This window comes from Flavobacterium sp. TS_SC_5 (genome assembly GCF_056156265.1).
Genome location: NZ_CM149588.1, coordinates 3586160 through 3610778 on the forward strand (window position 1 = coordinate 3586160; position 24619 = coordinate 3610778).

Sequence of the window (24619 nt, forward strand, 5' to 3'; positions counted from 1 at the left end):
TTGAACAAAAGTTCCCTTACCCATAATTTAGCTTTTACAGAAACTTGAACTTTGGCTACCGCCAAGATGCCATCCCGAGGCTTCGGGAGGCGGACCACGCTGGTCAAAGACCGCTATCCGATGTAAATTTCCTGTTTTACAACACGGACACTTGGGCAAAAAGGGCTTCTTTTATGCTTTTTCTAAAACTTTTACCTTAAGTTTTTCCTGTAGAAGTTTCAGCTTTTGTCGCTTCCAAGTGCTACTCAAAAAACCGTAATGCCGGATCTTGACACCCGAGCCCAAAGGGCGAACTGACGAAGTAAAGCGTTTGGGTAAAATATGCAACGCAAAACGCCTGATAAATTCCTGATGCGTCAGTGTCATTTGCTTTTTCACGCCTCCTACTCGGTAATCCTTGTAATCAAAAGTTACGTTTTGCTCGTCAATGCTCTTGATTCTAGTATTGCTAATGGCGATTTTACGTGCCCCGTTAAAAAATCTCTAAAAAGCAGATTAAAATTTTCTAACGGGGTGAATGTATCTTCCCAAATATTCTACCACTGACTTTGGACTTCCAAAAGGTTTCTTAGCAAATACCACCCAAGGTTTTTTCCATAAATCCTGCCGGATTTGTTCGTATTGAGTAGGTAATTGCGCCTTGAGTTTGGCGCAATATTTAGCTCCAAAAACTTTCGACAAGGCTTTTACTGAAAACAAGAATTTACCATCGGCGCGACTGTTTTGCCACTGTCCGTTTTTATAAACTCCACCGCGTGGAACAATGCAATGCAGGTGTGGATGCAAACTCAATTGTTGTCCCGCACCCCGTTAGAAATTTTCATATCTTTATCTAATGGAAAAATTTTATGTTTATGTGTTGATTTCACAACAAGATAATTCTTGGTATATTGGTTATACGGCTAACTTAGAAGAAAGATTTATACAACACAATTCAGGAAAAACTATAACTACAAGTAAAAAGATGCCGTGGGTAATCTTATACTATGAAGTTGGCTTTGATAAACAAGATGCTATTGCCAGAGAGAAATATTTAAAAAGTGGAATGGGCAGAAGGTATTTAAAGAATAGATTAAAAAACCAACTCAATTTCTAACGGGGCAGGCGTGTGTAAAACCGCTATCATTCCCATATGCATTTCCTTGGCTTTACCAAAACTTTGAAGCGTTTCCCAAGTAGCTTCAAACAAAGTATCATACACCATTTTAGGTTGATGTATCGCTAGAGAATTAATACTATCGGGCAAAGTAAAAACTACGTGAAAATACGGCACTGGCAAGAGCTCCGTTTCTCGTTTTTCTATCCACTCTTCTCGTTTATTACCCTGACACTTGGGACAATGCCGATTGCGGCAAGAGTTGTAACTAATGCTAATGTTGCCACATTGATCGCAAGCATCAATATGACCACCCAATTCGGCCGTTCGGCATTTTTTAATGGCATAAAGCGTGCGTAATTGCCAAGTAGTGAGTCCGTAACTCTCCATTTCAGACCCTACTTTTCGCAGCACATCGGCTATTTCAAAGTGCGACTGCATTTTGCAAAAAGCGTATCAAGTGGGCTAAAAATACGCTGACTCTCGAGTTGGGCAATGTGCAAATATTCCATTGTAGTCTCAATGTTTTGGTGTCCCAAAAGGTCTTTGAGCGTCATAATATCCATACCATCTTCGAGCAAATGCGTGGCATAAGAGTGCCGCAGCGTATGGGTGTGAACTTCTTTTTTAACACCTGCTGCCTTGGCAACTTGCCTCACCGCCCATTGCACGCCGCGCTGGCTGTAACGGCTGTCAAAATCACCTCCGGCTCTTGCGATAGGTTGTCCATTAAAAAGATAATCTTGAGGTTTTTCGGCTTCAATGTATTTTTTTAGTCCCCGTATTAAATGTTCTGAAAGTGGCACATAACGGTCTTTTTTGCCTTTGCCCTGAACGACTTTAAGTTGTTTTCTATCGAAATCCAAGTCTTGCAATCGTACACTTCGGGCTTCCATACAGCGAAGTCCGCAACCATAAAGCAAACCGATCAGGATTTTATGTTTAAGTAATTTAGCACACTGGAGCATCGCCCAAACTTCCTCTTTGCTCAAAACAACGGGGAGTTTCTTCTCGTGTTTTATGGATGGTAAACGAAGGAACTCATACGGCAAACCCTCTGATTTTAGCAAAAATCGAAGTCCGTAAACACAGTGTTTAAAATACGTTTGTGAAGGGGTTTTAGACTTTTTTTGTTGGTAAAACAAGTAGTCTTGTACTTGTTCAGCATCTAATTCAGTTGGGATTTTACCAAAATAAAGCGAGATAGCTGCCACATGGCGGGAATAGTTATTGAACGTACTTTGGCTTCTGCCTAAAGCGAAACCGTACGCTCAAATCGTTGAAGTAATTCATCAAAACCTGGAACTTCACGCTTGGCTTGATTCAATATTTTGTTTTCTCTTAACGCATCAGGATGCTTTTTTTTGTAGTCATACTATTCTATTTTAGTTATCTTCGTAAGATAATCAAAATCTACAATGGTGCTACCGAAGGTTTAGTTCAACACATGCTACAAGCAATTTGGGTATAAGGCTTAATTTAAAATTGCTTTTGTATTTAGGGATGATTTGCTTCGCCTTTTCGCTATCGCTCAGGTAGCAAATCTGAATAATTAGCTTAATTTAGTCCTAAATTCTAAAAAAATAATTGCCTTGAAAACTATCAAATAAATAAGAACCATTTTACACATGAAAAGAATTACCGTCTTCTGTGGATCCAGTTTTGGAAACGAAAAAAACTATGAAATTCAAGCTTTCAAACTTGGACAAATAATGGCCGAAAATAATTATGAACTCGTTTATGGTGGTGCAAAAGTAGGTCTTATGGGAAGTGTTGCAGATGGTATTTTAAATCATAACGGAAAAGCATTTGGTGTTTTACCAAGGTTTCTGATGACTAAAGAAATTGCGCACGATCGATTAACCGAATTATTCATCGTGGAAAGTATGCATGAAAGAAAGATCAAAATGAATGAACTTAGCGATGGCATAATTGCTTTGCCTGGCGGATTTGGAACTTTAGAAGAATTTTTCGAAATGTTAACTTGGGCGCAACTTGGTCTCCATAAAAAACCTACAGGAATTTTGAATATCGATGGTTTTTATGATTTGCTGCTGGAATTTGTTGCAAACATGGTCGATAAAGGTTTTTTAAAACAAATCAATCACCAAATGATATTGGTGAGTGATAATGCCACCGATTTGCTTGAAAAAATGGAAAATTATGAAGCGCCCGAAGTTGGAAAATGGATTAAAAAAGGGAACGAATAATAGAGAGACAAACAACATTAATTGTTTCGCTTTTATAAAAAAGCTGCTGGTTCCTATTTTAGGTCTCTATTTAATATTTCTGATATAATGCGCCGAATTCAAACTAAGTCTACAAATGAAGAATAGTAACATTCAAAACGCGGTTAGCGCATTATTAGCTGAATATTAAAAAGCGATTATAGAATTGCAGTACGTAATTCAATATATTTCACAGAAGGACTTAACATTTACAGTAAATCATGTAACCACAAATCCGGATTACAAATCTATACAAACGATACTTTCGCATGTGATGAGTTCAGGATATTCTTCTGTGTTTCCATTCAGAATTTAAAAAATAGGAATAGCATACGACCCGAAAAAGTAAATCGGAATTCTATTGCAGACTACATACATGATTTAGATAACGTTCTAAAATTCACACAAGAAACATTTGCAACTATTGAGGATGATGCGCTTGATGAAAGGGATGCTTCACAGAAAATTAGGACTTCTTATGGACAACTTTATGACATAGGACAACTAATGGAACATGCCATAGTTCCTATTTTACGCCACAGAAGACAAATTGAAAAATTTAAAATAACAATTAAACAACTCTAGTAAACTGCAAACAACTAAGCAGTAGTTTGAAGCGGACAACATCCTTTTTTATTATCCTAATAATCAATATGGTAGATTACAACTAGAATAGTGATGAAGCTGCATTTAAAAAAAATATTGGAAAAAGAGTCCGCAACATGGAGAGCAGCTGATGGTAAAGGTCATTCGGAATGCTGGTACATTCAACCATACAGCCGCATATTAATTTCCACTCCTGAGGGAGTTCACTTGATATTCCTCCAACTGCTATGATTAACACAAATCCTAACGCTATGGGAAATGGCGGTTTTTCTGTAAATACAAATTATAAAATGAGTATTAATGGGAAAAATGCCTGAGTAAGCCATGACGAAGAATCTACTGCTAAGGATGACAAAAAAACGTTTTCCTACGAAATTCGATTATTAGAAAAAATAAAGGGACAATGGAAATTAGTGGGGCAATCCATCCATATTTATAATCGAAAATAATCTTCTATACTTTATCAGTAAGAAATTATAACTCTTTTTAGTAATCACTAAATACAAATCGTTATGCATAATAATTCAATAAAGATTAAAATTTTATCAAAAAAAAGAAGTCTTATTTATAACTTTTATTCTTTAAAATTATTTTTACAGACAACTTATAAATACGAGTTAATACTTTTCATAAACAAATTACTAATTATTGATTAATTCTATTAAATAAACATTTACAAACCAAGATTAAATGTTAAAAATTTTAACAATTTATTAATAGTATTCAGTAAATAAGAAAACTAATATTTATAGTTTTACAGTCCAACAAATACTAAACAATTATGAAGCAATTTTATTTAAAGACACAGTTCTTTCTTGTAGCTGTATTTATTTTTTTAAGTTTTATTTCCAATGCTCAAGTTCCTGCTTATTATAACGGAACTAACATTAGCCAAACAGGAAATGCCTTAAAAACAAGCCTGTCAAATTTAATTATTTCAACCCATTCTACTTATTTGACTTATACTCCTGGAGTGTGGGATGCTCTAAAACAAACTGATTTAGACCCTAACGATCCTTTGAAAGTTTTACTGATTTATGGTTATAATGACAGTGATGCTGATTTAACGAATGATCGAACCCGCTCCAAAGATAAAAATGGTGGAAACCAAGGGGACTGGAATAGAGAACATGTATTTCCTAGATCATTGGGAAATCCTAATTTAGGAAGTGAAGGCCCAGGAAGTGATGCACATCATCTAAGAGCCTCAGATGTAAATTTTAATGCAACTAGAAACAATTATCCTTTTGGTGCAGGATCTGGAAATGCTAAATTAGTCAACAATATCTTCTATCCTGGCGATGAATGGAAAGGTGATGTTGCCCGTATGATTATGTACATGTATTTGCATTATGGTACACAATGTCTTCCTAGTGTAGTAACTGTAAGTTCGCAGAACTACAGTACTGATATGACCGATATACTACTAGAATGGAGTGCAGAAGATCCTGTTTCCCAAGTAGAAATTAATAGAAATACAATATTAGAAGGTGTTCAAGGAAACAGAAACCCTTTTATTGATAATCCTGCTTTTGCGACAGCAATTTGGGGTGGGCCACAAGCTCAAAATAGATTTGATGGCAGTGTTCAATTGGATACAGAAATTCCGTCAGTACCTATTAACTTGGTTGCCACAAATACAACGGCATCAGAAACTACATTAACATGGGTTCAGTCTACAGATAACGTGGGCGTTTTAGGGTACCGAATTTATAACGGAACAGTACAAATTGCATCTTCTTCAACTACTAGCTATGTTTTATCTGGATTAACAGCTAATACAAATTATACTTTATCCATAAAAGCATTTGATGCGGCTGGAAACATTTCAAACGCTAGTAATAACGTAGCTGTAAAAACTCTAGTTGGTACACCACCACCAACTCCAACTACTTCTGTTGTTTTCATTAACGAAATTCATTATGATAATGCAAGTACTGATGTAGGTGAAGGTGTTGAAATTGCTGGAACAGCTGGAACCGATTTAACGGGTTGGAGTATTATTCCTTATAACGGAACTGGCGGTGTATCGTATACTCCTGCAGGAAGTTTATCAGGTATAATTCCGAATCAGTCTAATGGATTTGGAACTGTTTTCGTATCTATAAATGGATTACAAAATGGAGCACCTGATGGCCTTGCATTAGTAAACAACTTTGGAAATGTTATTCAATTTTTAAGCTATGAAGGAACTTTTGCTGCTACTAATGGACCAGCAACCGGAATAACAAGTACGAATATTGGTGTATCTGAAATTGGAACCGAAGCAGTAGGCTTATCATTACAGTTAAAAGGATCTGGAAATCAATACAGTGATTTTACATGGCAAACATCAGTTGCAAGCACGTATGGAAATATCAATAACGGACAATCATTCGCAATGGTTGCCGAGCCTCTTACTCCACCAACAAATTTATTAGCAACTAATATTACTGCAACTACTTCAACATTATCTTGGACAGCAGGAACATCTAATGCTTCTTATGAAATTTATAACGGAGGTACATTATTAGCAGCTACAACAGTTACCAGTTTTACTCTAAATGGTTTAACACCAAATACTACTTACGCCTTAACAGTGATTGCAATAGATGCTAATGACAATGCTTCAATAGCTAGTAATGTGGTTAGCATAACTACCTTAAATACTACTACACCTACTCCGGCTGGAGCTGTTTTTATCAATGAAATTCATTATGATAATGCAGGGACAGATATTGAAGAGGGAGTTGAAGTTGCTGGGCTTGCTGGAACGGACTTGACAGGATGGAAAATCATTCCTTACAATGGATCAGGAGGAGTTAGCTATACTCCAACAGGAAATTTATCCGGAAGTATTCCAGATCAATTAAATGGTTATGGTACTGTATCAGTAAGCATTGCTGGATTACAAAATGGTTCTCCTGACGGAATTGCATTAGTAGATGCTACTGGAAAGGTTATTCAATTTCTAAGCTACGAAGGTACTTTTACAGCGAGCAATGGTCCTGCGATAGGAATGACAAGCACTGATATTGGTATTGCTGAGGCAAGTACTGCAACTGTTGGGAATTCTCTTCAGCTTATTGGTAAAGGAACCAAATATGCTGATTTTACATGGGAAGCAGCAGCAAGTACTTTTGGAAAACCTAACAAGAGAGAAAAATTTGGTGATTTAGTCTTTATAAATGAAATTCATTATGACAATGCAGGAACTGATATTGGTGAAGCAGTAGAAATTGCTGGTTACGCAGGAACTGATCTAACAGGATGGAGCATAATTCCTTACAATGGAACAGGAGGAGCTAGCTATACTCCAACAGGAAATTTATCCGGAATTATTCCAGATCAATTAAATGGTTATGGTACTGTATCAGTAAACATTGCTGGATTACAAAATGGTTCTCCTGACGGAGTTGCATTAGTAGATGCTTCTGGAAAAGTTATTCAATTTTTAAGCTACGAAGGTACTTTTACTGCTACTAATGGTCCTGCTGCAGGAATAAAAAGTACAGATATAGGTATCGCTGAAGCAGGTACTGCGGCAATAGGAACTTCTTTACAATTAACTGGAGTAGGATTTACCTATGCTGATTTTACTTGGCAAGCAGTCAATAATACTTTTGGAGCCATAAATAAAGGACAGTTTTTTGGTAATGCTTCTGATATACTGGTAGTTATTCCAATTGCTGAAGCCAGAGCAAAAACAGATGGAGAAATTGTAACGGTAACTGGAGTTTTAACCGTTTCTGAGCAATTTTCAGGATCAGCTTACCTTCAAGATGCTACAGGAGCGATAGCTGTTTTTGACAAATCGGTTCATGGAACTGGACTTTTTAAAATAGGAGATTCTATCACAATTACAGGAACCAGAAGCTCTTTCAGCGAACAAGTACAAATAAGCCCTGTAAGTGCGGTTACCAATAATGGATTACCTAATCAACCTATTGCGCCCCTTACTATCACTTTAAGTGAAATGGCAAACCACCCAGCTGAATTAGTTCGCATTCAAAATACAACTTTTCCTAAGCCTGGCGCCATGATGTTTGGTAATTCAAACACTAATATTACGGATGCTAGCGGAACAGCTCAATTGAGAATCGATGCAGATGTAAGTGATCTTACAGGTTTTGCACAACCAGAAAATTGTTCAGAAATAATAGGTGTTGTAGGAAATTATTTTGCAACTCAACAACTATTACCTAGAATGAGAACAGACTTACCATGTGCAAATAAATATGAACAAACTGGTAATGATTTAGCCATTTCAAAAGAAAAAACTTTGGATATCGCTACTTGGAACATAGCTTGGTTTGGTGATGAAACCAATTCGCCTGCAGCAGGAAACACCAACTCTGATGCTATACAAAAAGCGGCTGTCAAAAATGTTTTACAGCAATTAGATGCTGATATTTATGCTGTAGAAGAAATCTCTGATGATGTTTTGCTTGCTCAGATGGTTAGTGAAATGAATGATTACAGCTATGTTTTATCGGAGGCTACGTCATATCCTAATGATTTTAGTAGTCCAAAACAAAAAGTTGGATTTATTTTTAAAAATAAAACAGTAGCACCGGTGAGTACCAAAGTACTTTTGGAAACCATTCATCCATATTACAATGGTGGTGATGTTTCGGCACTTGCTAATTATCCTGATGCAGATAAATCTAGATTCTTCGCAAGTGGTAGATTGCCATTTATGATGACTGCAAATGTTACTATTGATGGTAATCAAAAACAAATCAATATTATTAATCTTCATGCTAGAGCAAATACCAGTGGTGATGCACAAAGCAAATATGATATGCGTAAGTTTGATGTAGAAGTTCTAAAAGACACATTGAGTGCACAATACCCAGATGCAAACTTAGTATTACTAGGAGATTATAACGATGATGTTGATTACACAGTATCTGATGTAACAACTACAGTTTCTACTTATGAAAGGTATGTAAATGACAGTTCCAATTTTAATGTACTTACTAAAACATTAAGTGAAGCTGGCTTTAGATCGTATGTTACTTATGAAAACATGATTGATCATATAACAGTTTCTAACGAACTTGCTAATTTATACATCAATGAATCCGCTAGAGTACATTATGAATTTTACGCTAGTGATTATACTAAAACAGCTTCGGACCACTTTCCAGTTTCTGTAAGATTGCAATTAAAAGAATTTACTCTTGACGCTAGCAGTGCAACAAATATTACTTGCAACGGCGAAGCTAATGGTACTGCTACTGTTTCTGTTTCAGGCGGAATTACACCATACACCTATACTTGGAGTACTGATGAAATCACAAATACAAACTCCATATCTAATCTTAATCCAGGAACTTATACTGTAATTGTAAAAGATGCTTTAAACAATAAATTGACTGCTAATTTCACTATAACTGAGCCTTCAATGATTACTATTCCATCAACAAATGAGGTAAATGTCTATTATGGTTATACTAATGCTTCCTGCACAACACTTTCAGCCGGTACAGTAACAGGAGGAGTATTACCTTATACATACCAATGGAGCACTGGAGCAACGACAAGTAGTATTGCGGTTTGTCCTACGGCAACTACCACATATACCCTAATTGTGAAAGATGCTAATGGTTGTATATCTGCCACAGAAAAAATTGTCAATGTAATTGATGTGCGTTGCGGGAATAATTCAAAAAATCCAAAAGTGGAAATATGTCACAACGGAAAAACAATTTGTATTGACGAAAATGCTGTTGCAAGCCATTTAGCTCATGGAGATCGTTTAGGTGCTTGTGCATCAATAAATAAGGATTCCGTATCAATAACTGATGTAAATGTATTTCCAAATCCATTCGTAGATAATGCAGATGTAAGCATTAACATTTCTGAAAATGCAAAGGTTGACTTTTTACTTTATAACTTCTACGGACAGATCAAAAAACAAAGTAGTCAAGAAGTTAAAGCTGGAAAATCAATTACAAAATTAGAATTATCAGAATTGAATAAAGGATACTATTTCTTGAAAATTTCTATAAATGGTAAAGTCAAAGATATCAAATACTTGATTAAACAATAATTTTTTATTTAGAGATTAAAAAATTCTCTTTATCCAATAAATCAACTAAAACCATCAAAAGTAATTTTGATGGTTTTTTTTTTGATTGGCTACAGCTATCATTTCCATTTTAATTCTACTTCTACTTTTAAGAAAACAAAAAAAGAATTGTTTACATACTATAAAACAGTATTTGCAATCGAAAAACACTAAGTATTCTATATTACTTTATAAAATAACTTTCAATATCTTAAACCAGTACTTTAGTTAGTTAAGTTTATTTACTTAGCAACTTTACAATACCTTAATGAGTATATTAATGCCCTCTTTTGTATTGAAATGACTAAACGAAATGCACTAACGTGTTGTTTTTTTTTTAATCTTAGTCCGGAAGCCTTTCAGTTTAAACATATCAGGTTTTTATTTCCAGACTCGTAGGTGTCTCCACTAGAAACTAAAATCATTTTAATCTCCAAATCAAACAAAAGCATCGCCTTTTTTGCTGAAGAAAATTTAATAAAAAAAACACAAATATCTGTATATTCAATACTTAAAATAAAAAATATTAAGAAGAGTTAATTTTCTCTAATAAAATAATTGTTAGTTTAAATTTACAATACTGGTTTAAAGAGGCAGGAACACCTACCCCCTTCTTTTAAACTTGATACGTAAATTTCAAACCTACTTCACAATTACAAAATTTACTATACTATTAATTAAAAATCCGCCCCAGTAATTTTCTTTTGTTTCAAATCTAGCATCCTAATAATGGTCTGTTTATACTTTAAAAACATACGAAATGGGGAAGTACAAATACTTACTGTTTTCTGACCAAATTGGTATTAATGCCATTGGTAAAGTAGGTGGTAGAAATGCCTCTTTAGGCGAAATGTACAATCAGCTTAATCCAATAGGGATTAGTACTCTTAATGGATTTGCAGGTTCAGCTAAAGGATATCGTCATTATCATTAACAAGTGTTGGGGTTTAGGGAAAATATTGTTCAGGGAACGATAACAACCGATGAGTGAATGATTTTTAAACATAATGTAGAAAATCCGGATTTGAATCCAATTCTGAAAAGACAATGTGGATTTCATTATATTATGACTAAGAAAACAATCAAACACGTTTCAGCCGTTGTTAATTTAATTTTCTGCACCTACGACCGAGGCCCAGTTTTAACTTGTTGACTAATAGCTACTAAAGCAAAATATAAATAATTTTGACTTTATATTTTGGGACTCTAAAAGCGATTTTTAAAGCTTTTTACGGATTGTTTTATTTTGAGAAAAGGAAAGTAACTTTTCCCAGAAAGAATTTTAATTGTAGTTTAAATCACATATATTTACTCACTGATTAACCAAATAATGTTCGCTTAAAGGTTTTTAGACGAACTGACGTTGTACGCAAATTTAAAAGACGACACAACAGAAAACTAACAGACAGAAAAATTGAAAATTAAACATTGGACATATTTATTAATCGGACTTCTCATTTTGAGTTACGGTGGACTTTGGACTTTTAAAAAGTTCAACTTTAATACGGACTTTTCTGTTGGTCAACAAATTGACAGTTTGAACGGAGTTTATGTTTATTACAATGGTGGTGTTGACAATGTAACAGGTAGAAACACGACAGCGGACGGATACAACTTAGGATTAAATTATCAATGTGTTGAATTTGTAAAACGTTATTACTACGAACACCTAAAACACAAAATGCCCGACAGTTACGGACACGCAAAAGACTTTTTTGACAATTCTATAAAAGACGGACAGAAAAGTAAAAAAAGAGACTTAACTCAATTCACAAATTCAAGCAACACAAAACCAAAAGTTGACGACCTTTTAATATTTGACGGCACGACATTAAATAAATTCGGACACGTTGCAATTATATCAAGCGTGACAGAAACGGAAATTGAAGTCATTCAACAAAACTCAGGACCGTTTAGTAAATCCAGAGAAACATTTACAATTGACAAAAAAGAAGGGAAATGGGAAATAAAAAACAAACGAATTTTGGGATGGTTAAGGAAGGAATGATACGACTAAAAAAGAAAGCAGTTTTGCAAAAGTGGTCGTTTCGTGCTTCTATGACAGCGAAGTGCTAAATTCAAGCTTTGTGCATCTAATGAAGTTTATTGCTAAAAAAACCGCCTTCGCAAAGCGGCAAACCGTTGGCAGATAATTTAAAAGAACGAAACGAACACTAATGACCGAAAGAAAAAAAACTCTCAAAAAGAAGTCAATTGAAGTGGAATTACCATTCTACAAAAAATGGTCTACTTACATTTATATTCTCGGTTTCTTTGTCTTAATGTTTTTAATTTATATTCTATACAGAGTTCAAGTGAGTGAGAGAAAATTATTTACTTTAAGTTTCATTCCCTTACTACTTGGAATAATCTACGAAAACAAAAGACTTTCCACGGATTGGAAAATTATCGCTTTTAAAATTTTAGGCTCACTCATTTTAAGTTTCTTTGCTTTTTTACCTGGTAAGCACGAAAGCAATTATAATTTCGAAAGTCATATTGAAGCTTGGCCTTTTACTTTTTTAGCATTTTTTATTTTAATATCAGTAATTTTCCACGATAATAAAGTTGTCCCAAAACTAACCGAAGGAATAACTTTAATTCAATCAATCTCAATAATATATTGGATTTTTGATTATAATTTCTTTGAGAACTTAAATGTATTTTCCTTATCATTAATATCAATATCTTTCTTAATTTCTTTCTATTCTTTAATTCACGCATTTACATATATCCCTTTAAGTGGAAATCATAGACTGTTCTTAAGTATATGGAGTTCAATAATTATGATAATTTTCGCCACCGAACATATTTTTAGTGTTTTTAATAATCAAAACATAGAAGACACGGATGCTGTAAATGGTTCAATACTAACTTTAGAGTATTTTATTTTAGGCATATCTTCAATGTACATTTTGCAGAATTTTTTTATGCTAGCTGAATATTTGCCAAGTAGAAATAGGTTTTATGACAAAACACATATGACAGATATTAAAGCAATGAATAAAACACATATTGAACGATATTCAGAGAAGCAAGTAATGAAATTTGATTCTTTTCTTTGCCTACTTTATTGTTCTTCATTTTATTTCATAAATTATAAATATCAAATAATGCATAGACAAACTGCAATTTGGCTGGTAATTTTGACTTTACCATATTTTATATATTTGAAAGAAAAAATATTTCCTCAAAACGAAACGTAAAAAAATCATCTGCCAACAGCTAGAGATTCGTTGCGTGCGCAGCACAAACAATGAAACTCCGTTTGAACAGCCTGACCTTTTTTTGCGGGAGAACCGGTCACTGTTAGGAACTATGGAGTTCGTAAATTTTTGAGAGAGAATTTCAAGAGGATTTAGTGTCCTCTTTTTTTTGAAGAAGTATTTTTTGATTTGCTACCGTGTTTTTCTACACTTTTGCACATTCTGCTCCCATTTCCTAAATTCTTATGAATAACCGTAGACTGGTTTCTAAATGAATCGCTGTTATATTATTTGTTTAATTATTTGTTAAAAAAACTAAACAAAACAGATAAATAGATATCTTTGAGCATCTTAATTTAATTTAAACTTAAAATATTGACTATGAAATTAGTAAAAACAATTAGTGCATTTGCATTGTTAGGAGTAATCGCTACTTCTTGTGGAGAGAAAAAAACAGCTGACTCAACAGAAATGGCTGATACAACAACTGTAGTAGTAGATACAATGGCAGTTGCTGAAACACAAAACATTGTGGGTGTGGCTTCAGGAAATGCAGATTTCTCAACATTGGTTACAGCAGTAAAAGCAGCAGGATTAGTTGAGACGTTAAGCGGTGATGGACCTTTTACAGTTTTCGCACCAAACAACGCAGCATTTGATAAACTTCCTGCAGGAACAGTAGATGGTTTATTGAAACCAGAAAGTCTTGACAAATTGAAAGCTGTACTGACGTATCACGTAGTTTCAGGAAAATTTGATGCAGCAACTGTAATTGATGCAATCAACAAAAACAACGGAAAATACACGGTTACAACTGTTCAAGGTGGTACTATCGTTTTAAGCTTGAAAGACGGAAAAGTAATGTTGACAGATGCTAATGGTGGAACTGCAACGGTTATTCTTGCTGATGTAGCAGCATCTAATGGAGTAATTCATGCAATTGATACTGTAGTTATGCCTAAATAAGGTTTTAACTTTTAAATTTCAGAAACCGTTGCAGCAGTGCAACGGTTTTTTTATGAGATGTCACGAAAAAATAACTATTATTTTTTTTGTGCGGGCAACAGCTTAAATTAACTTTGAAATGGAAGCAGGTTCAACTGTATTTGCAAACAACAATCATTTGTTGCGATTGTCCCTAAAATAACAAAAGTTACAGGACACGAATACTTCAAAAAAGTTCACCATGAATTTCACCAATTTTCACTAATTTTAAAATTAAATAAGAATTCGTGGCTGAAACAATCATCTGCTTTTACCAGAAATTCCTAATATTTAAAATGGTCATTTCAAAACTAAGCAAACTCAGCTAAAAAAAGATAATATGAAATCCTATATCCTTTTGATTCTTCTTTCCGTAATCCTAATCGGTTGTCAGAACAAAGACAATAATTCATCTAAAATTCCAGTAATAGCCACTATGCAGGACACCGTTTCCAATATGGAAGAAAACAAGGAAGAGATTACAGATCGTATAGCAATTGTCGAAAGTAAAATCACGCATGGATTGATATTGACTTCTAATGCGTTACAAATTATAAATAAAAATACCGGTTCGACCTCTGAAATTCCTGTTGGCAAACCATTGGACCAAATGATTGAAATCATTACTAATGTTCTTCAATCCAAACCAAAAACTATTAGGATAAATAGAGAATGTGGTGCGGGTCCTTTAAAAATGGTATCTTGTAATAATGGCTTGACAGTAGTATTTCAGAATAAAAAATCTGAATCTAAAACATCCGAAACCAATTGGCAATTTGCGGGTTGGTTTTTGGGAAGCAATTCCAAAAACTCAAAAGAAATCTCAACAATGGCCGGAATCAGTATTGGATCAACAAGAGCAGAAATGGAAAGCGCTTATGTTCTATCGGTTTCTAAAACCAGTTCAGGATACGAATTTTCGACTTTGTCGGAATTGTTTGGTATTTTTGACGGGGCAAATAAAGAAGCTAAAATTACAAGTTTATGGAGTGGTCTTAGTTGTAATTTCAGATAATTCCGTATGAAAATGACCGTTGCATTGAGACCCTAGAAATATATAAATTGTAACCAAAAATAGAATAAATTTACGTTAAAGGAAATTTTAAAAACGTATTCTGACGTTGTATTAATCCTTTTATTTAAAAAACCAACCTAAACTATAACCATTAACCGCAACAATACTATGAAATGGAAATTATCCTTTTTTCTTCTTTTCAGTTTTACACTTTTGGCGTACAGCCAACAAACTGACGAATCTGCCAAAATAATAAGCCTTTTGGAAAAAGAATCGACAACGTGGAGATCCGGAGACGGAAAAGGCCATGCAGATTGCTGGCACATACAACCGTACAGCCGAATTTTGATTTCAACCGGAAACGGAACAGCGCTTGATATTCCACCTGCGGCAATGAAAAATACAGATCCAGCAGCGATGGGAAATGGCGGTTTCTCTGTAAATACAAATTACAAAATGAGTATTCAAAAAAATAGTGCTTGGGTAAGTCATGATGAAGTATCAACCGCAAAAGATGGAACAAAAAGTTACTCTTATGAAATTCGGCTTTTAGAGAAAATCAAAGGGGAATGGAAACTAGTGGGACAATCGATACATGTTTACAAACCAGAATAGTAACCCATAATTGTTGTAAATTTAGATATATTTTACTTTTTTTTAACGTAAAATTACAAACAGTATCGCAGAATTAAGTGTACTTATGCAAAATGATTACAGCAACAACAAATTCTTTATTAGTCCGATATTTTTGGGGATTTATGTCCTTATATCTGCTAAACTGTTGCGTTGATTCTCCAGACGTACAGTCTAATTATTTCCCCGAAAACTTGACCTATAACGATCAAGAAAGTGTTATTGAAATAATAGTAGAAAAATTGTTGGGATTCGAAAATGCGATTGCTGAATATGATGATACGGACACTAACGAAAATATCTTAGGGAAAAGTGTTTTTAACTTAGATCTTTTTGTTTTACCAAGCATGCATTGTCACATCAACCAAAAATTTTTAATTCTTAAAAACCAAGATTTGGCGGGACAAAATCCATTTGTTTTAATCCCTTTTTTTGAAATCAATACTCCTCCGCCCGACGTTTTATTTGTTGTTTAGATGAAATCTACTCTATTTACATAAGAAAGTAAAGTACTATCCTTTTTTACTAAAAATAAAACAAATTAAGATGACTACCCACTATTTAAAAACAAAGGTTTGGACCTTGTTATTACTAACGCTTGCAATTTATACCACTAACGCACAAACAGATATAAATCAAAGTAATAATTTGAAAGACAGTCTTTATATTCAACAAGTCGAAGGTAAAAAAGACAGTCCCAAAGTCTTGCACGCCGAACCTCTATATATTGATTTAATTAGAGATCTAGGCGCTAGGAAGGGAGAACGCGAATGGAATGTAGGACTTGGATTAACCGATAATATTACACATGATGAATATACTGCACTAATAGAATATGAATGGGCACCAATTGACAGGTTAGGTCTTGAAGTCGAATTACCTTTTTCAATTTATTACCCTACCATCAATGATGGTGAGACACCAGGAAGTAGCCTACACAGTATAAAAATGGCGGCACAATATACTTTTTTTGTTTCCGAAAAAAAGAAGCTTTCCATGGCATTGGGCTACATTCATGAATTTCAATTAACCGATTTTAAAAATTACCAAAATGATACTTTTTTTACTGGAAATGTCTACAATCCATTTGTGGTAGTCGCGAAACGCTGGGGCCAAAATTTCCACACCCTTTTATACACTGGCCCACAATTTTCAACTCGTTTTGCTGATAATGCACAACAAACAGAATGGCAAATTAACTCTAATTTTCATTATATGATTCCCGGAAGTAGAAATTTTATTGGGATTGAGTTTAACAAGGAAATCAAAAAAAATGATTTTGATATGACTATTAGGCCACAAATGCGAGTGGAAGTAACAGAACATTTACTTGTGGGAATCGTTACTGGAATTCCTATAAAAAGAGAAAATCAAAGGTTCAGTACTTTTTTACGGTTAATCTACGAACCGTCACATTAGAAAAACTGTTTAACTCCATTTAAAAATAGCAAACCTCGCCAATATAGCATTGAGCGAGGTTTTTTACGACTAGCTATTAGTCTATAATTTAAACTCCAAGTTTTAAAAACAGAATTTAAATCTAAATATATATTATCATTTCCTGAGCAAAAGGCGTTTCACTCTAACGGTCGATTCATTTGGACTGAAAGGCTTTCTCATGAAATCATCTGCGCCAAGTTCAAAGGCTGCCAATACTGTTTTCTGTAATCCAACAGCCGAAAGTATAATAACTGCTATATTGAGTTGCGGTTCGATTCTCACTTTTCTGACGATATCTAATCCGGAAATTCAAAGCATCATAATGTCCGAAATTATTAAATTTGGATTTTCTGAAACTATTTTATACAAAGCAACCTATCCGTTAGCATATAAAATCACGTGAGACCCTTCTTTAACCAATCTGAATTCCATGGTTTTCAACATTATCTCCTGATCCTCCACAGTTACTATCTTCTGCATAAAAATGGTTTTATAAGCTTATAGTTTAAAAAAATAATTGGATTATCAATTACAAATCACAAAAAACAAGAATCAGTGGATAATTTAATATTCTTCCACAAATTCGAGCTCAGTAATAGCCAACTGACAAATTTTATTCAAATAAACAACTTCATCTCTTCTTTTCTGGCTCAAGGGATTTGTCTCAATTTCATTTTCGATAATTGCTATACTTTCTGCAGCCTTGCTAATACCCAATAAACTGATGGACGATTTTAGCTTATGGATTTCTTCTCTCAACGTTTTTATATCATCCTCTTTATTTGATTTCAAAATAATTTCTATTGATTCCGGTGTATTTTCTAAAAAAATGGAAATCATGTTTTTTATGAAAGTATCATCTCCTTCTGCAAAATCCTTTAAATATTTAAAATTAATGAGTTTTTCTGTTGTCATTTCTTGTGATGGTAATTCAGGAAATGGTATCGTATTTTTATTCAAATTCTGATACAATTTCTCCAATAATGCATTGAAATCATAAGGTTTTGATAAATAGTCGTTCATTCCATTTTGCAAACATCTTTTCTCTTCTCCCAATGTAGCATGCGCCGTCAAAGCGATAATAGGAATTGTAGATTTCTCGTCCATTTTAGTTCGAATGTGATGTGTAAGCTGATTTCCATCCATATCCGGCATTTGTATGTCCATCAAAATAATATCATAATCGCTATTAGTGATCTTTTCGATCGCAATTTTTCCGTTCTCGGCAATATCAATTTGTTTGTCCCATTTTCCAAAAACTTTCACTGCAAGAAGCTGATTCAATTCATTATCTTCCACTAAAAGTATTTTGATGTCTTTTAAAAAATCAGGAGCGATAGCTGCATTTTTTAATTTAGTGTTATTGGCGGTTCCTTTTTGAGCTTTTTTATACTTTAATGAGAAAGAGAATTCACTTCCTTTAGAAACGACACTTTCAACAGTAATTTTTCCGCCCTGTAACTCAACCAGTTTTTGCGTTATGGTAAGACCAAGTCCAGTTCCTCCATATTTTCTGGTAGTTTCGTTTGAAGCCTGATTAAAACTTTCAAATATGGACTCTATTTTATCTTTTGGAATACCAATTCCAGTATCGATTACTGAAAATTTGATTAAAGCATCAGTTTCGGTTTCCTGCATTTCAGTAACAACTACTTCCACATATCCTTTTTCGGTAAATTTTAGAGCATTCCCAACCAAGTTCATTAAAATCTGAGACAGTTTTGTAGGATCTCCAATTAAATTGTCATTTATATCCGGATCAAGATCGTATAGCAATTTTATTTTTTTCTCTTTTGCACTTGGGCACAGCAATTCAATGACATAATTCACTGTTTTCGACAAAGAAAAACTTACGGCTTCTAAAGTCATTTTATTAGCTTCAATTTTCGAGAAGTCAAGAATATCATTGATAATAAACATCAAATTATGGCTGGCTTTTTTTATCGCTTCCACACTTTTTTTCTGGTCATTATCTAGATTTGTACTTTCAAGAATTCTGGCGAATCCAATAATTCCATTCATAGGAGTCCGAATTTCATGGCTCATATTAGTCAGAAACTGCTCTTTTATAACCACTGCTTTTTCTGCTAATTCTTTTGCTTTTATTAATTCTGCTTCCGTATGTTTTTGTTCACTAATGTCTTGAATGGTTCCCAATATTTTACAAGGTTTGCCATTTTCGTCATTCAAACATTTGATAAATACACTAATAAATTTTAACGTCCCTTTTTTACTGGTAATGCTGTGCTGGAACTGTACTTCTGCATTTGTATTTTTGACATGATCGAGATTACTTTCATAAAGAGCTAAATCTTCGGCATCGTTAAAACATGATTTAAAAAAATCAACGGAAGCATTTGCTTGATTTTCTACTTCAAAAATAGTAAAGAATTCATCTGAGAAATAGGTTTCGTTAGTACTTAATTTAATTTCCCAGCTTCCTATTTTTGCGAGTTTTTGTGCTTCCAGAAGGCGGTTAGCATTTACCTTCAAAGCTAATTCGGTATCTTTTCGGAGTTTTATATTTTCATGTAGTTTGATTGCATTTCTAATACTTTGGGAAATGCCATCAGGAGTCAATAGGGTTTTTGGCATATAATCCGAAGCACCGCTTAATATGGCCTGACTGGCAATTTTTTCGTCGCCTTGTGAGGTTACAAAAATGATAGGTGTTTCAATTCCTGCCGTTCTTGCTTTTCTCAAAAAAGAAATTCCATCCATATCCGGCATCAAATAATCTAAAAAGATTAAGTCATAATGCATTGAATCAATCTTTTCCATGCCTTCTTTTGCAGAAAACACACTGTCGACCTCAGCAATAATTCCAGATTGAGATATGGAACGACTGATGGTAATAGAGTCGATTTTATCATCATCGATTATTAATATTTTTAAAACAAGGGCCATAATATACTGTTATTTTTGACTTGAAAATTCGATGATATTCCAATAATCATTCAGGACCGAAAGAAAATAATTTAATTTATGACTTTCAAATGACAATCGGATGTAACCGGCAATATTCAGGTTCAACGCTGCTGCTTTATTTAAATCTTCATCTGAGTCTGTAATTACAAAGATTAAAATCGATTTCAGATCCGGATGATTTCGTATTGCATTCAATAAATTTATTCCTTCTTTCTTTGTTCTATTCACATCAATAAGTACGATTTTAGGAATAGGATTTATTTTATGAGTTCCATCCAACATTAACCATGCCTCATTTTCATTTTCTGCTGAAAATAAAGTATGCTTACTGTCAATTTCTAAAAAAGACTTTTTAATATTTTCAATTGTGGTCTTTCTACTATCAACCAGCAAGATGTTTGCGTTTCCCATAACCAAAACAATTTAAATAAATTACATTTCACATAATTGCCAGAAATTTTTGAGCGTAGCTACTGAAGTCAGGAATTTTTCGAAAGAGAGTGGTTTAAGAATGTATCCGGCAACATTCAAATTATAAGCATTGATCTTGTCGCTGTCCTCGTTTGAAGTCGTCATCACAAAAACCGATATGTTTTTAAGTTTCTCATTTTCCCTCATGATTTTCAAAAACTCGATTCCATTCATTTTTGGCATGTTAATATCCAAAATAATGATTTTAGGCAAAGGAATTATCTTATTATTTAGCATTTCAAGGGCTTCCACTCCGTTTCCGGCAATAAAAAGCGGATTCATAATATTGTTTTTAGAGAATGCTCTCTTTACATTCATCACGTCTACTTCATCGTCTTCGACTAATAAAATATTTACCAATTTTTGGTTCATAATATTAATTTTTTAATGTTATTGTTTTGGGCCAATTTATTGTAAAAACAGAACCGCTGATTAATCCCGGTGTATATTCTATTTTTCCTCCCACTAATTTCATGATTTTACAACTTATGGCTAATCCGGCTCCAGTTGTATCCACTTCATCTTTAGAATTAACGGTATAAAAAATAGAGAATATTTTATGAATTACCTGTTCTGGTATTCCCGGTCCGTTATCGCTGATTTTTATTTCATAATCATTCTCATTTTCGCTGACGTCAACAAATACCTTCCTATTCTCTTCATGATTAAACCGTACAGCATTATCAAGCACACTCATTATTACTTTTTGCATTTTCAATCCTAAAGTAATACAATTCTCCTGCTGCAGATCAGCCTTAAATTGAAAATCTACATTTGCTGTATTATCAGATAACGCAATACAACTGGAAATCATTTTAGGAATATTCAATTCATAAAATTCTAATTCTGTTCGTTCAACCCGCGAAAGTTCCAGTAAGGCATTCATCATGTTTTCAAGACGTTTTACCCTATTTTTCAACAATCCTAAGTTAGATAAAACATCTTGGTTTACCGTACTTCCCAAATCTTCTTCAATCCAAGTCGTTATATTTGATATCGCTCTCATTGGCGACTTTATATCGTGTGAAACAATATAAATAAACTCTTCAAATTCTTTTTTAAGGGCTACCAATTCTTCTTGGCACTTTTTTTTAGATTCCTCCATTTTAATTTATTTAGGTACGGTAAAAATGAAACTACACCCTTTATTTTGTTGAGATTCAATATGAATTGTTCCTCCTATTTCTTCAATAATTTTTTTGACAATAGATAATCCAATTCCGGTACTCTCTTTTACATCGCGTGCTTCAATGGTTTGAAAAACTTTAAATACTTTATTATGGTATTCTTCCGCAATCCCTGGACCATTGTCTTTGATGCTAAATTGGTGAAAACCGCGTACCGATTTATAACGACATCGTATCTTTCCCAAAGGTTTATCATTGTATTTTACTGCATTGCTAATCAAGTTACTAAAAACCTGTTGCAACAGTATTCGTTCAGATACAATAACCGGAAAGTTGCTATCAAGTGTAATTGCGAAACCTTCCACTGGGACAATCGAATCTATGATTTGACTTAGCATCGGTTTCAAATCAATAGTTTCTTTCTCAATTTCAACCCGGCCAATACGTGAATATTCTAAAACTCCATTGATTAAATTTTCCATTCGCATCACTCGACCGCGCAATAAATCAAAGTTTGCGCTTACCTCTTTTGGCATATCTGGCATATCTTCAACAATCCATTCCGAAAGATTATTGATTGCCCTGAGCGGTGCCTTCAAATCATGCGAAACTACGTAAGCAAACTGGTCGAGTTCTTTATTTGTTTTCCCAAGATTTAATAATGCTACTTTTAAGTTTTCTTCGGCACTTTTCTGATCAGTAATATCAGCACTAATAGCAATATATTGGTACGATTTTCCTTTTTCATCTAAAAATGGGACAATGGTTGTTTTTTCCCAATAATATGTTCCGTCTTTAGCTAAATTTCTAATCTCCCCTTTCCAAATATTTCCGTTTGTAATTGTTTTGTATATCGTACTGGTAAAATCCGGTGAAAGGTTACCTGAGATTATTCTTTGGTCTTTTCCTACGAGTTCCTCTTTAGAATATTTAGAAATAGTGCAAAAATTATCATTTACAAATGAAAATACCCCATTTTTATCTGTAATAGACACAATCGACGATTCATCTAATGCGGATCTTATGTCATTGATTTCTTTCGCTTTTTCAGCAATTTTTTGCTCTGCAAGCGTCTTTTCGGTAACATCCATAATAGAACCCTGCAAGCCAATCAGCTGCCCTTTATCATTTTTAAAGGGCTTCCCTATTTCTAAAATATGCTTTATGCTATTATCTGGTAAAACTATTCTATAACTAATTTTAAAATCTTCATCGATATTTAATTTATCAAAGTTTAAATTATCTAATATCTTTAAATCATCGGGAAATATCCTTTCTCTGTAGGCAGCAAATAACTTGTCCGAACTTAATTCCTCTAATTCAAAAATATTGTAATGTGCTTTTGACCATACCAAATCATTTGTCGCTAAATCAAATTTCCAGCTACCAATTTTTGCTATACTTTGCGATTCATCCAGCAATCTGTTCCCATCGATTAAGCTTTGTTCTACTTCTTTCTCTTTTGTTACATTTCGGGCAATACAATACAGATTACCAGTCACAGGATCTGGAGAGGTATTCCAGCTCAATATAACATATTTCCCATTTTTACAGAGATATCTATTTTCAAAACTGATGGTCAGTTCCCCGTTAGATAGTTTTTCTACTTCACGGGATGTTGATGCCAAATCATCGCGATGAACAAAATTCACAAAGGGACTTCCTTCCAGTTCTTCCTTAGAATACCCTAAAACGGATGTAAATGCAGGATTTACTTTATAAAATAATCCATCCACATTGGCAATACAAACCAAATCTTTAGAGAGTTTGATAAAATTTTGAAACTCTACCTGCGATTTATTAAGCTCTAAATTTTTCTTTCGAGCATCCAGCAACAACACAACCTGCCCGGCCAGTAATTGCAACGCGTTTTTTTGTTCTTCAGTAAGTATTTTGGGTTTTGTATCAATAACACAAAGCGATCCTAAATTAAAACCATCTGAATCTGTTAGAGGTGCACCAGCATAAAATCGAATATCTGGATTTCCGGTAACCAGAGGGTTATCCGCAAATAATTTATTCTCTAAAGCATTTGTAACTTCATAGACTTCCTCTCCCATGATGGCATATTGGCAAAACGAAATCTCTCTGGGAGTTTCGGTGGCTCCTAATCCAACACTTGATTTAAACCATTGTCTGTCTTTATCTATCAAGCTGACTAAAGCTATTGGAGTTCCACAAATGTAGGAAGCAAGCTGAGTAATGGCGTCATACTCTTTTTCTGGTAATGAATCCAGTATCGAATATTCTTTTAGGGCTTTGAGTCTTTCTACTTCATTCTCCGGTTTCGGATATATTTTCATCAAAATGGAACTTTCTTTACTAGTATTAATAAGCAATTACTATTTTTTGCCCGTTGATTACACAATTTTCGCAATCAAACTTGCCAATTTTTATCAAAAAAACTAATATTTTTCATTACAAAAATAAAATTAAATTTGGATTAAACAGAAGTTTCTAGTCTTAAAATTACGCAATTATACAAAGATTCTTCTCTCTTTTTTTCGTTTTTTGCTTTCAAAAAAGTTTAAAATAGTGACCAAGAACTGCTTTTAAATTATTTTTCAATCCCTTAAATGTGATTTACTAAATTTCAACTAATAATACTCCATACTTTTTACCTAAAAAAACTTCCATCATTGCATATTTCTAGTGAAAAATAAAAATTTATTAAAAGCAGTCGATAAAAGACACATTATGCTGATAAACAGCAATTTACAGAATAAAAAAAATAATTAATTTACAAAATTTTAAAAATATTTAATTAAATTTACACTATTAGTATTGTCATGCAAAAAGCCCTACTTATTTGTATATCAAACTGATAAAA

Annotated in this window: 18 protein-coding genes and 2 pseudogenes; 11 read left to right on the forward strand and 9 right to left on the reverse strand. The window is 33.7% G+C overall.

The annotated features are described in order from the left end of the window. Nucleotides 1-27: 27 nt before the first annotated feature. Nucleotides 28-801, reverse strand: a pseudogene (locus AC0J6S_RS15420) (transposase); the annotation flags it as partial. Nucleotides 802-835: 34 nt separating this feature from the next. On the opposite strand from AC0J6S_RS15420, the gene AC0J6S_RS15425 reads away from it, so the two are divergent. After that, nucleotides 836-1096, forward strand: a complete 261-nt coding sequence (locus AC0J6S_RS15425; RefSeq protein ID WP_474954619.1) for a GIY-YIG nuclease family protein — start codon at nt 836-838, stop codon at nt 1094-1096. Nucleotides 1097-1105: 9 nt separating this feature from the next. Here the strand turns inward: AC0J6S_RS15425 and AC0J6S_RS15430 are convergent. Together AC0J6S_RS15430 and AC0J6S_RS15435 are read right to left on the reverse strand one after the other, a co-directional pair. Beyond that, nucleotides 1106-1537: pseudogene (locus tag AC0J6S_RS15430) on the reverse strand (IS91 family transposase); the annotation flags it as partial. Beyond that, nucleotides 1516-2310, reverse strand: coding sequence for a tyrosine-type recombinase/integrase (locus tag AC0J6S_RS15435; protein ID WP_474954620.1), 795 nt, complete (start codon nt 2308-2310; stop codon nt 1516-1518). The gene AC0J6S_RS15435 and the pseudogene AC0J6S_RS15430, both read right to left, overlap by 22 nt. A gap of 414 nt (nt 2311-2724) precedes the next feature. Between AC0J6S_RS15435 and AC0J6S_RS15440 the strand changes: the two genes are divergently transcribed. The 10 genes from AC0J6S_RS15440 (at nt 2725) to AC0J6S_RS15485 (ending at nt 17242) form a co-directional block, all read left to right on the forward strand. After that, nucleotides 2725-3306 carry an LOG family protein gene (locus AC0J6S_RS15440; protein WP_474954621.1) on the forward strand — a complete coding sequence of 194 codons (582 nt, stop codon included), beginning with the start codon at nt 2725-2727 and terminating at the stop codon, nt 3304-3306. A 1405-nt stretch (nt 3307-4711) separates the two neighbouring features. Then, on the forward strand, nt 4712-9967 hold the full coding sequence (locus AC0J6S_RS15445) for an endonuclease (protein WP_474954622.1): 5256 nt from the start codon (nt 4712-4714) through the stop codon (nt 9965-9967). A 778-nt stretch (nt 9968-10745) separates the two neighbouring features. After that, nucleotides 10746-10919, forward strand: a complete 174-nt coding sequence (locus AC0J6S_RS15450; RefSeq protein ID WP_474954623.1) for a hypothetical protein — start codon at nt 10746-10748, stop codon at nt 10917-10919. A gap of 480 nt (nt 10920-11399) precedes the next feature. Further along, a complete protein-coding gene (locus AC0J6S_RS15455) occupies nt 11400-11993 on the forward strand; it encodes a CHAP domain-containing protein (protein ID WP_474954624.1) in 594 nt (197 codons plus the stop codon). Nucleotides 11994-12162: 169 nt separating this feature from the next. Further along, nucleotides 12163-13191, forward strand: a complete 1029-nt coding sequence (locus AC0J6S_RS15460) for a hypothetical protein (protein WP_474954625.1) — start codon at nt 12163-12165, stop codon at nt 13189-13191. 381 nt (nt 13192-13572) lie between these two features. Continuing rightward, entirely contained in the window at nt 13573-14157 is a 585-nt protein-coding gene (locus tag AC0J6S_RS15465) for a fasciclin domain-containing protein (RefSeq protein WP_474954626.1), read from the forward strand. 358 nt (nt 14158-14515) lie between these two features. Further along, nucleotides 14516-15190, forward strand: coding sequence for a hypothetical protein (locus AC0J6S_RS15470; protein WP_474954627.1), 675 nt, complete (start codon nt 14516-14518; stop codon nt 15188-15190). 168 nt (nt 15191-15358) lie between these two features. Then, complete coding sequence (locus AC0J6S_RS15475; RefSeq protein ID WP_474954628.1) at nt 15359-15805, forward strand: endo-arabinase; 447 nt, start codon at nt 15359-15361, stop codon at nt 15803-15805. 92 nt (nt 15806-15897) lie between these two features. After that, nucleotides 15898-16299: a hypothetical protein gene (locus tag AC0J6S_RS15480; RefSeq protein WP_474954629.1), complete on the forward strand. Its 402-nt coding sequence runs from the start codon at nt 15898-15900 to the stop codon at nt 16297-16299. Nucleotides 16300-16369: 70 nt separating this feature from the next. Beyond that, nucleotides 16370-17242, forward strand: a complete 873-nt coding sequence (locus AC0J6S_RS15485) for an HAEPLYID family protein (protein WP_474954630.1) — start codon at nt 16370-16372, stop codon at nt 17240-17242. A gap of 135 nt (nt 17243-17377) precedes the next feature. Here AC0J6S_RS15485 and AC0J6S_RS15490 read toward each other — a convergent pair whose 3' ends face one another. The 6 genes from AC0J6S_RS15490 to AC0J6S_RS15515 form a co-directional block, all read right to left on the reverse strand. Next, complete coding sequence (locus AC0J6S_RS15490) at nt 17378-17545, reverse strand: hypothetical protein (protein WP_474954631.1); 168 nt, start codon at nt 17543-17545, stop codon at nt 17378-17380. Between the two features lie 282 nt (nt 17546-17827). After that, nucleotides 17828-20170, reverse strand: coding sequence for a response regulator (locus tag AC0J6S_RS15495; RefSeq protein WP_474954632.1), 2343 nt, complete (start codon nt 20168-20170; stop codon nt 17828-17830). Nucleotides 20171-20179: 9 nt separating this feature from the next. Next, complete coding sequence (locus AC0J6S_RS15500; RefSeq protein WP_474954633.1) at nt 20180-20602, reverse strand: response regulator; 423 nt, start codon at nt 20600-20602, stop codon at nt 20180-20182. Nucleotides 20603-20623: 21 nt separating this feature from the next. Next, nucleotides 20624-21034, reverse strand: a complete 411-nt coding sequence (locus AC0J6S_RS15505; protein ID WP_474954634.1) for a response regulator — start codon at nt 21032-21034, stop codon at nt 20624-20626. A 4-nt stretch (nt 21035-21038) separates the two neighbouring features. Further along, nucleotides 21039-21767: a sensor histidine kinase gene (locus AC0J6S_RS15510; protein ID WP_474954635.1), complete on the reverse strand. Its 729-nt coding sequence runs from the start codon at nt 21765-21767 to the stop codon at nt 21039-21041. 6 nt (nt 21768-21773) lie between these two features. Further along, nucleotides 21774-24128 carry a PAS domain-containing protein gene (locus AC0J6S_RS15515; RefSeq protein ID WP_474954636.1) on the reverse strand — a complete coding sequence of 785 codons (2355 nt, stop codon included), beginning with the start codon at nt 24126-24128 and terminating at the stop codon, nt 21774-21776. Nucleotides 24129-24619 lie beyond the last annotated feature (491 nt).

Coding starts and splice junctions, on each gene's coding strand:
- AC0J6S_RS15445 (WP_474954622.1), top strand. CDS start 4,712: ATGAAGCAATTTTATTTAAAGACACAGTTCTTTCTTGTAGCTGTATTT.
- AC0J6S_RS15425 (WP_474954619.1), top strand. CDS start 836: ATGGAAAAATTTTATGTTTATGTGTTGATTTCACAACAAGATAATTCT.
- AC0J6S_RS15505 (WP_474954634.1), bottom strand. CDS start 21,034: ATGAACCAAAAATTGGTAAATATTTTATTAGTCGAAGACGATGAAGTA.
- AC0J6S_RS15450 (WP_474954623.1), top strand. CDS start 10,746: ATGGGGAAGTACAAATACTTACTGTTTTCTGACCAAATTGGTATTAAT.
- AC0J6S_RS15500 (WP_474954633.1), bottom strand. CDS start 20,602: ATGGGAAACGCAAACATCTTGCTGGTTGATAGTAGAAAGACCACAATT.
- AC0J6S_RS15470 (WP_474954627.1), top strand. CDS start 14,516: ATGAAATCCTATATCCTTTTGATTCTTCTTTCCGTAATCCTAATCGGT.
- AC0J6S_RS15510 (WP_474954635.1), bottom strand. CDS start 21,767: ATGGAGGAATCTAAAAAAAAGTGCCAAGAAGAATTGGTAGCCCTTAAA.
- AC0J6S_RS15465 (WP_474954626.1), top strand. CDS start 13,573: ATGAAATTAGTAAAAACAATTAGTGCATTTGCATTGTTAGGAGTAATC.
- AC0J6S_RS15485 (WP_474954630.1), top strand. CDS start 16,370: ATGACTACCCACTATTTAAAAACAAAGGTTTGGACCTTGTTATTACTA.
- AC0J6S_RS15460 (WP_474954625.1), top strand. CDS start 12,163: ATGACCGAAAGAAAAAAAACTCTCAAAAAGAAGTCAATTGAAGTGGAA.
- AC0J6S_RS15480 (WP_474954629.1), top strand. CDS start 15,898: ATGATTACAGCAACAACAAATTCTTTATTAGTCCGATATTTTTGGGGA.
- AC0J6S_RS15495 (WP_474954632.1), bottom strand. CDS start 20,170: ATGGCCCTTGTTTTAAAAATATTAATAATCGATGATGATAAAATCGAC.
- AC0J6S_RS15440 (WP_474954621.1), top strand. CDS start 2,725: ATGAAAAGAATTACCGTCTTCTGTGGATCCAGTTTTGGAAACGAAAAA.
- AC0J6S_RS15475 (WP_474954628.1), top strand. CDS start 15,359: ATGAAATGGAAATTATCCTTTTTTCTTCTTTTCAGTTTTACACTTTTG.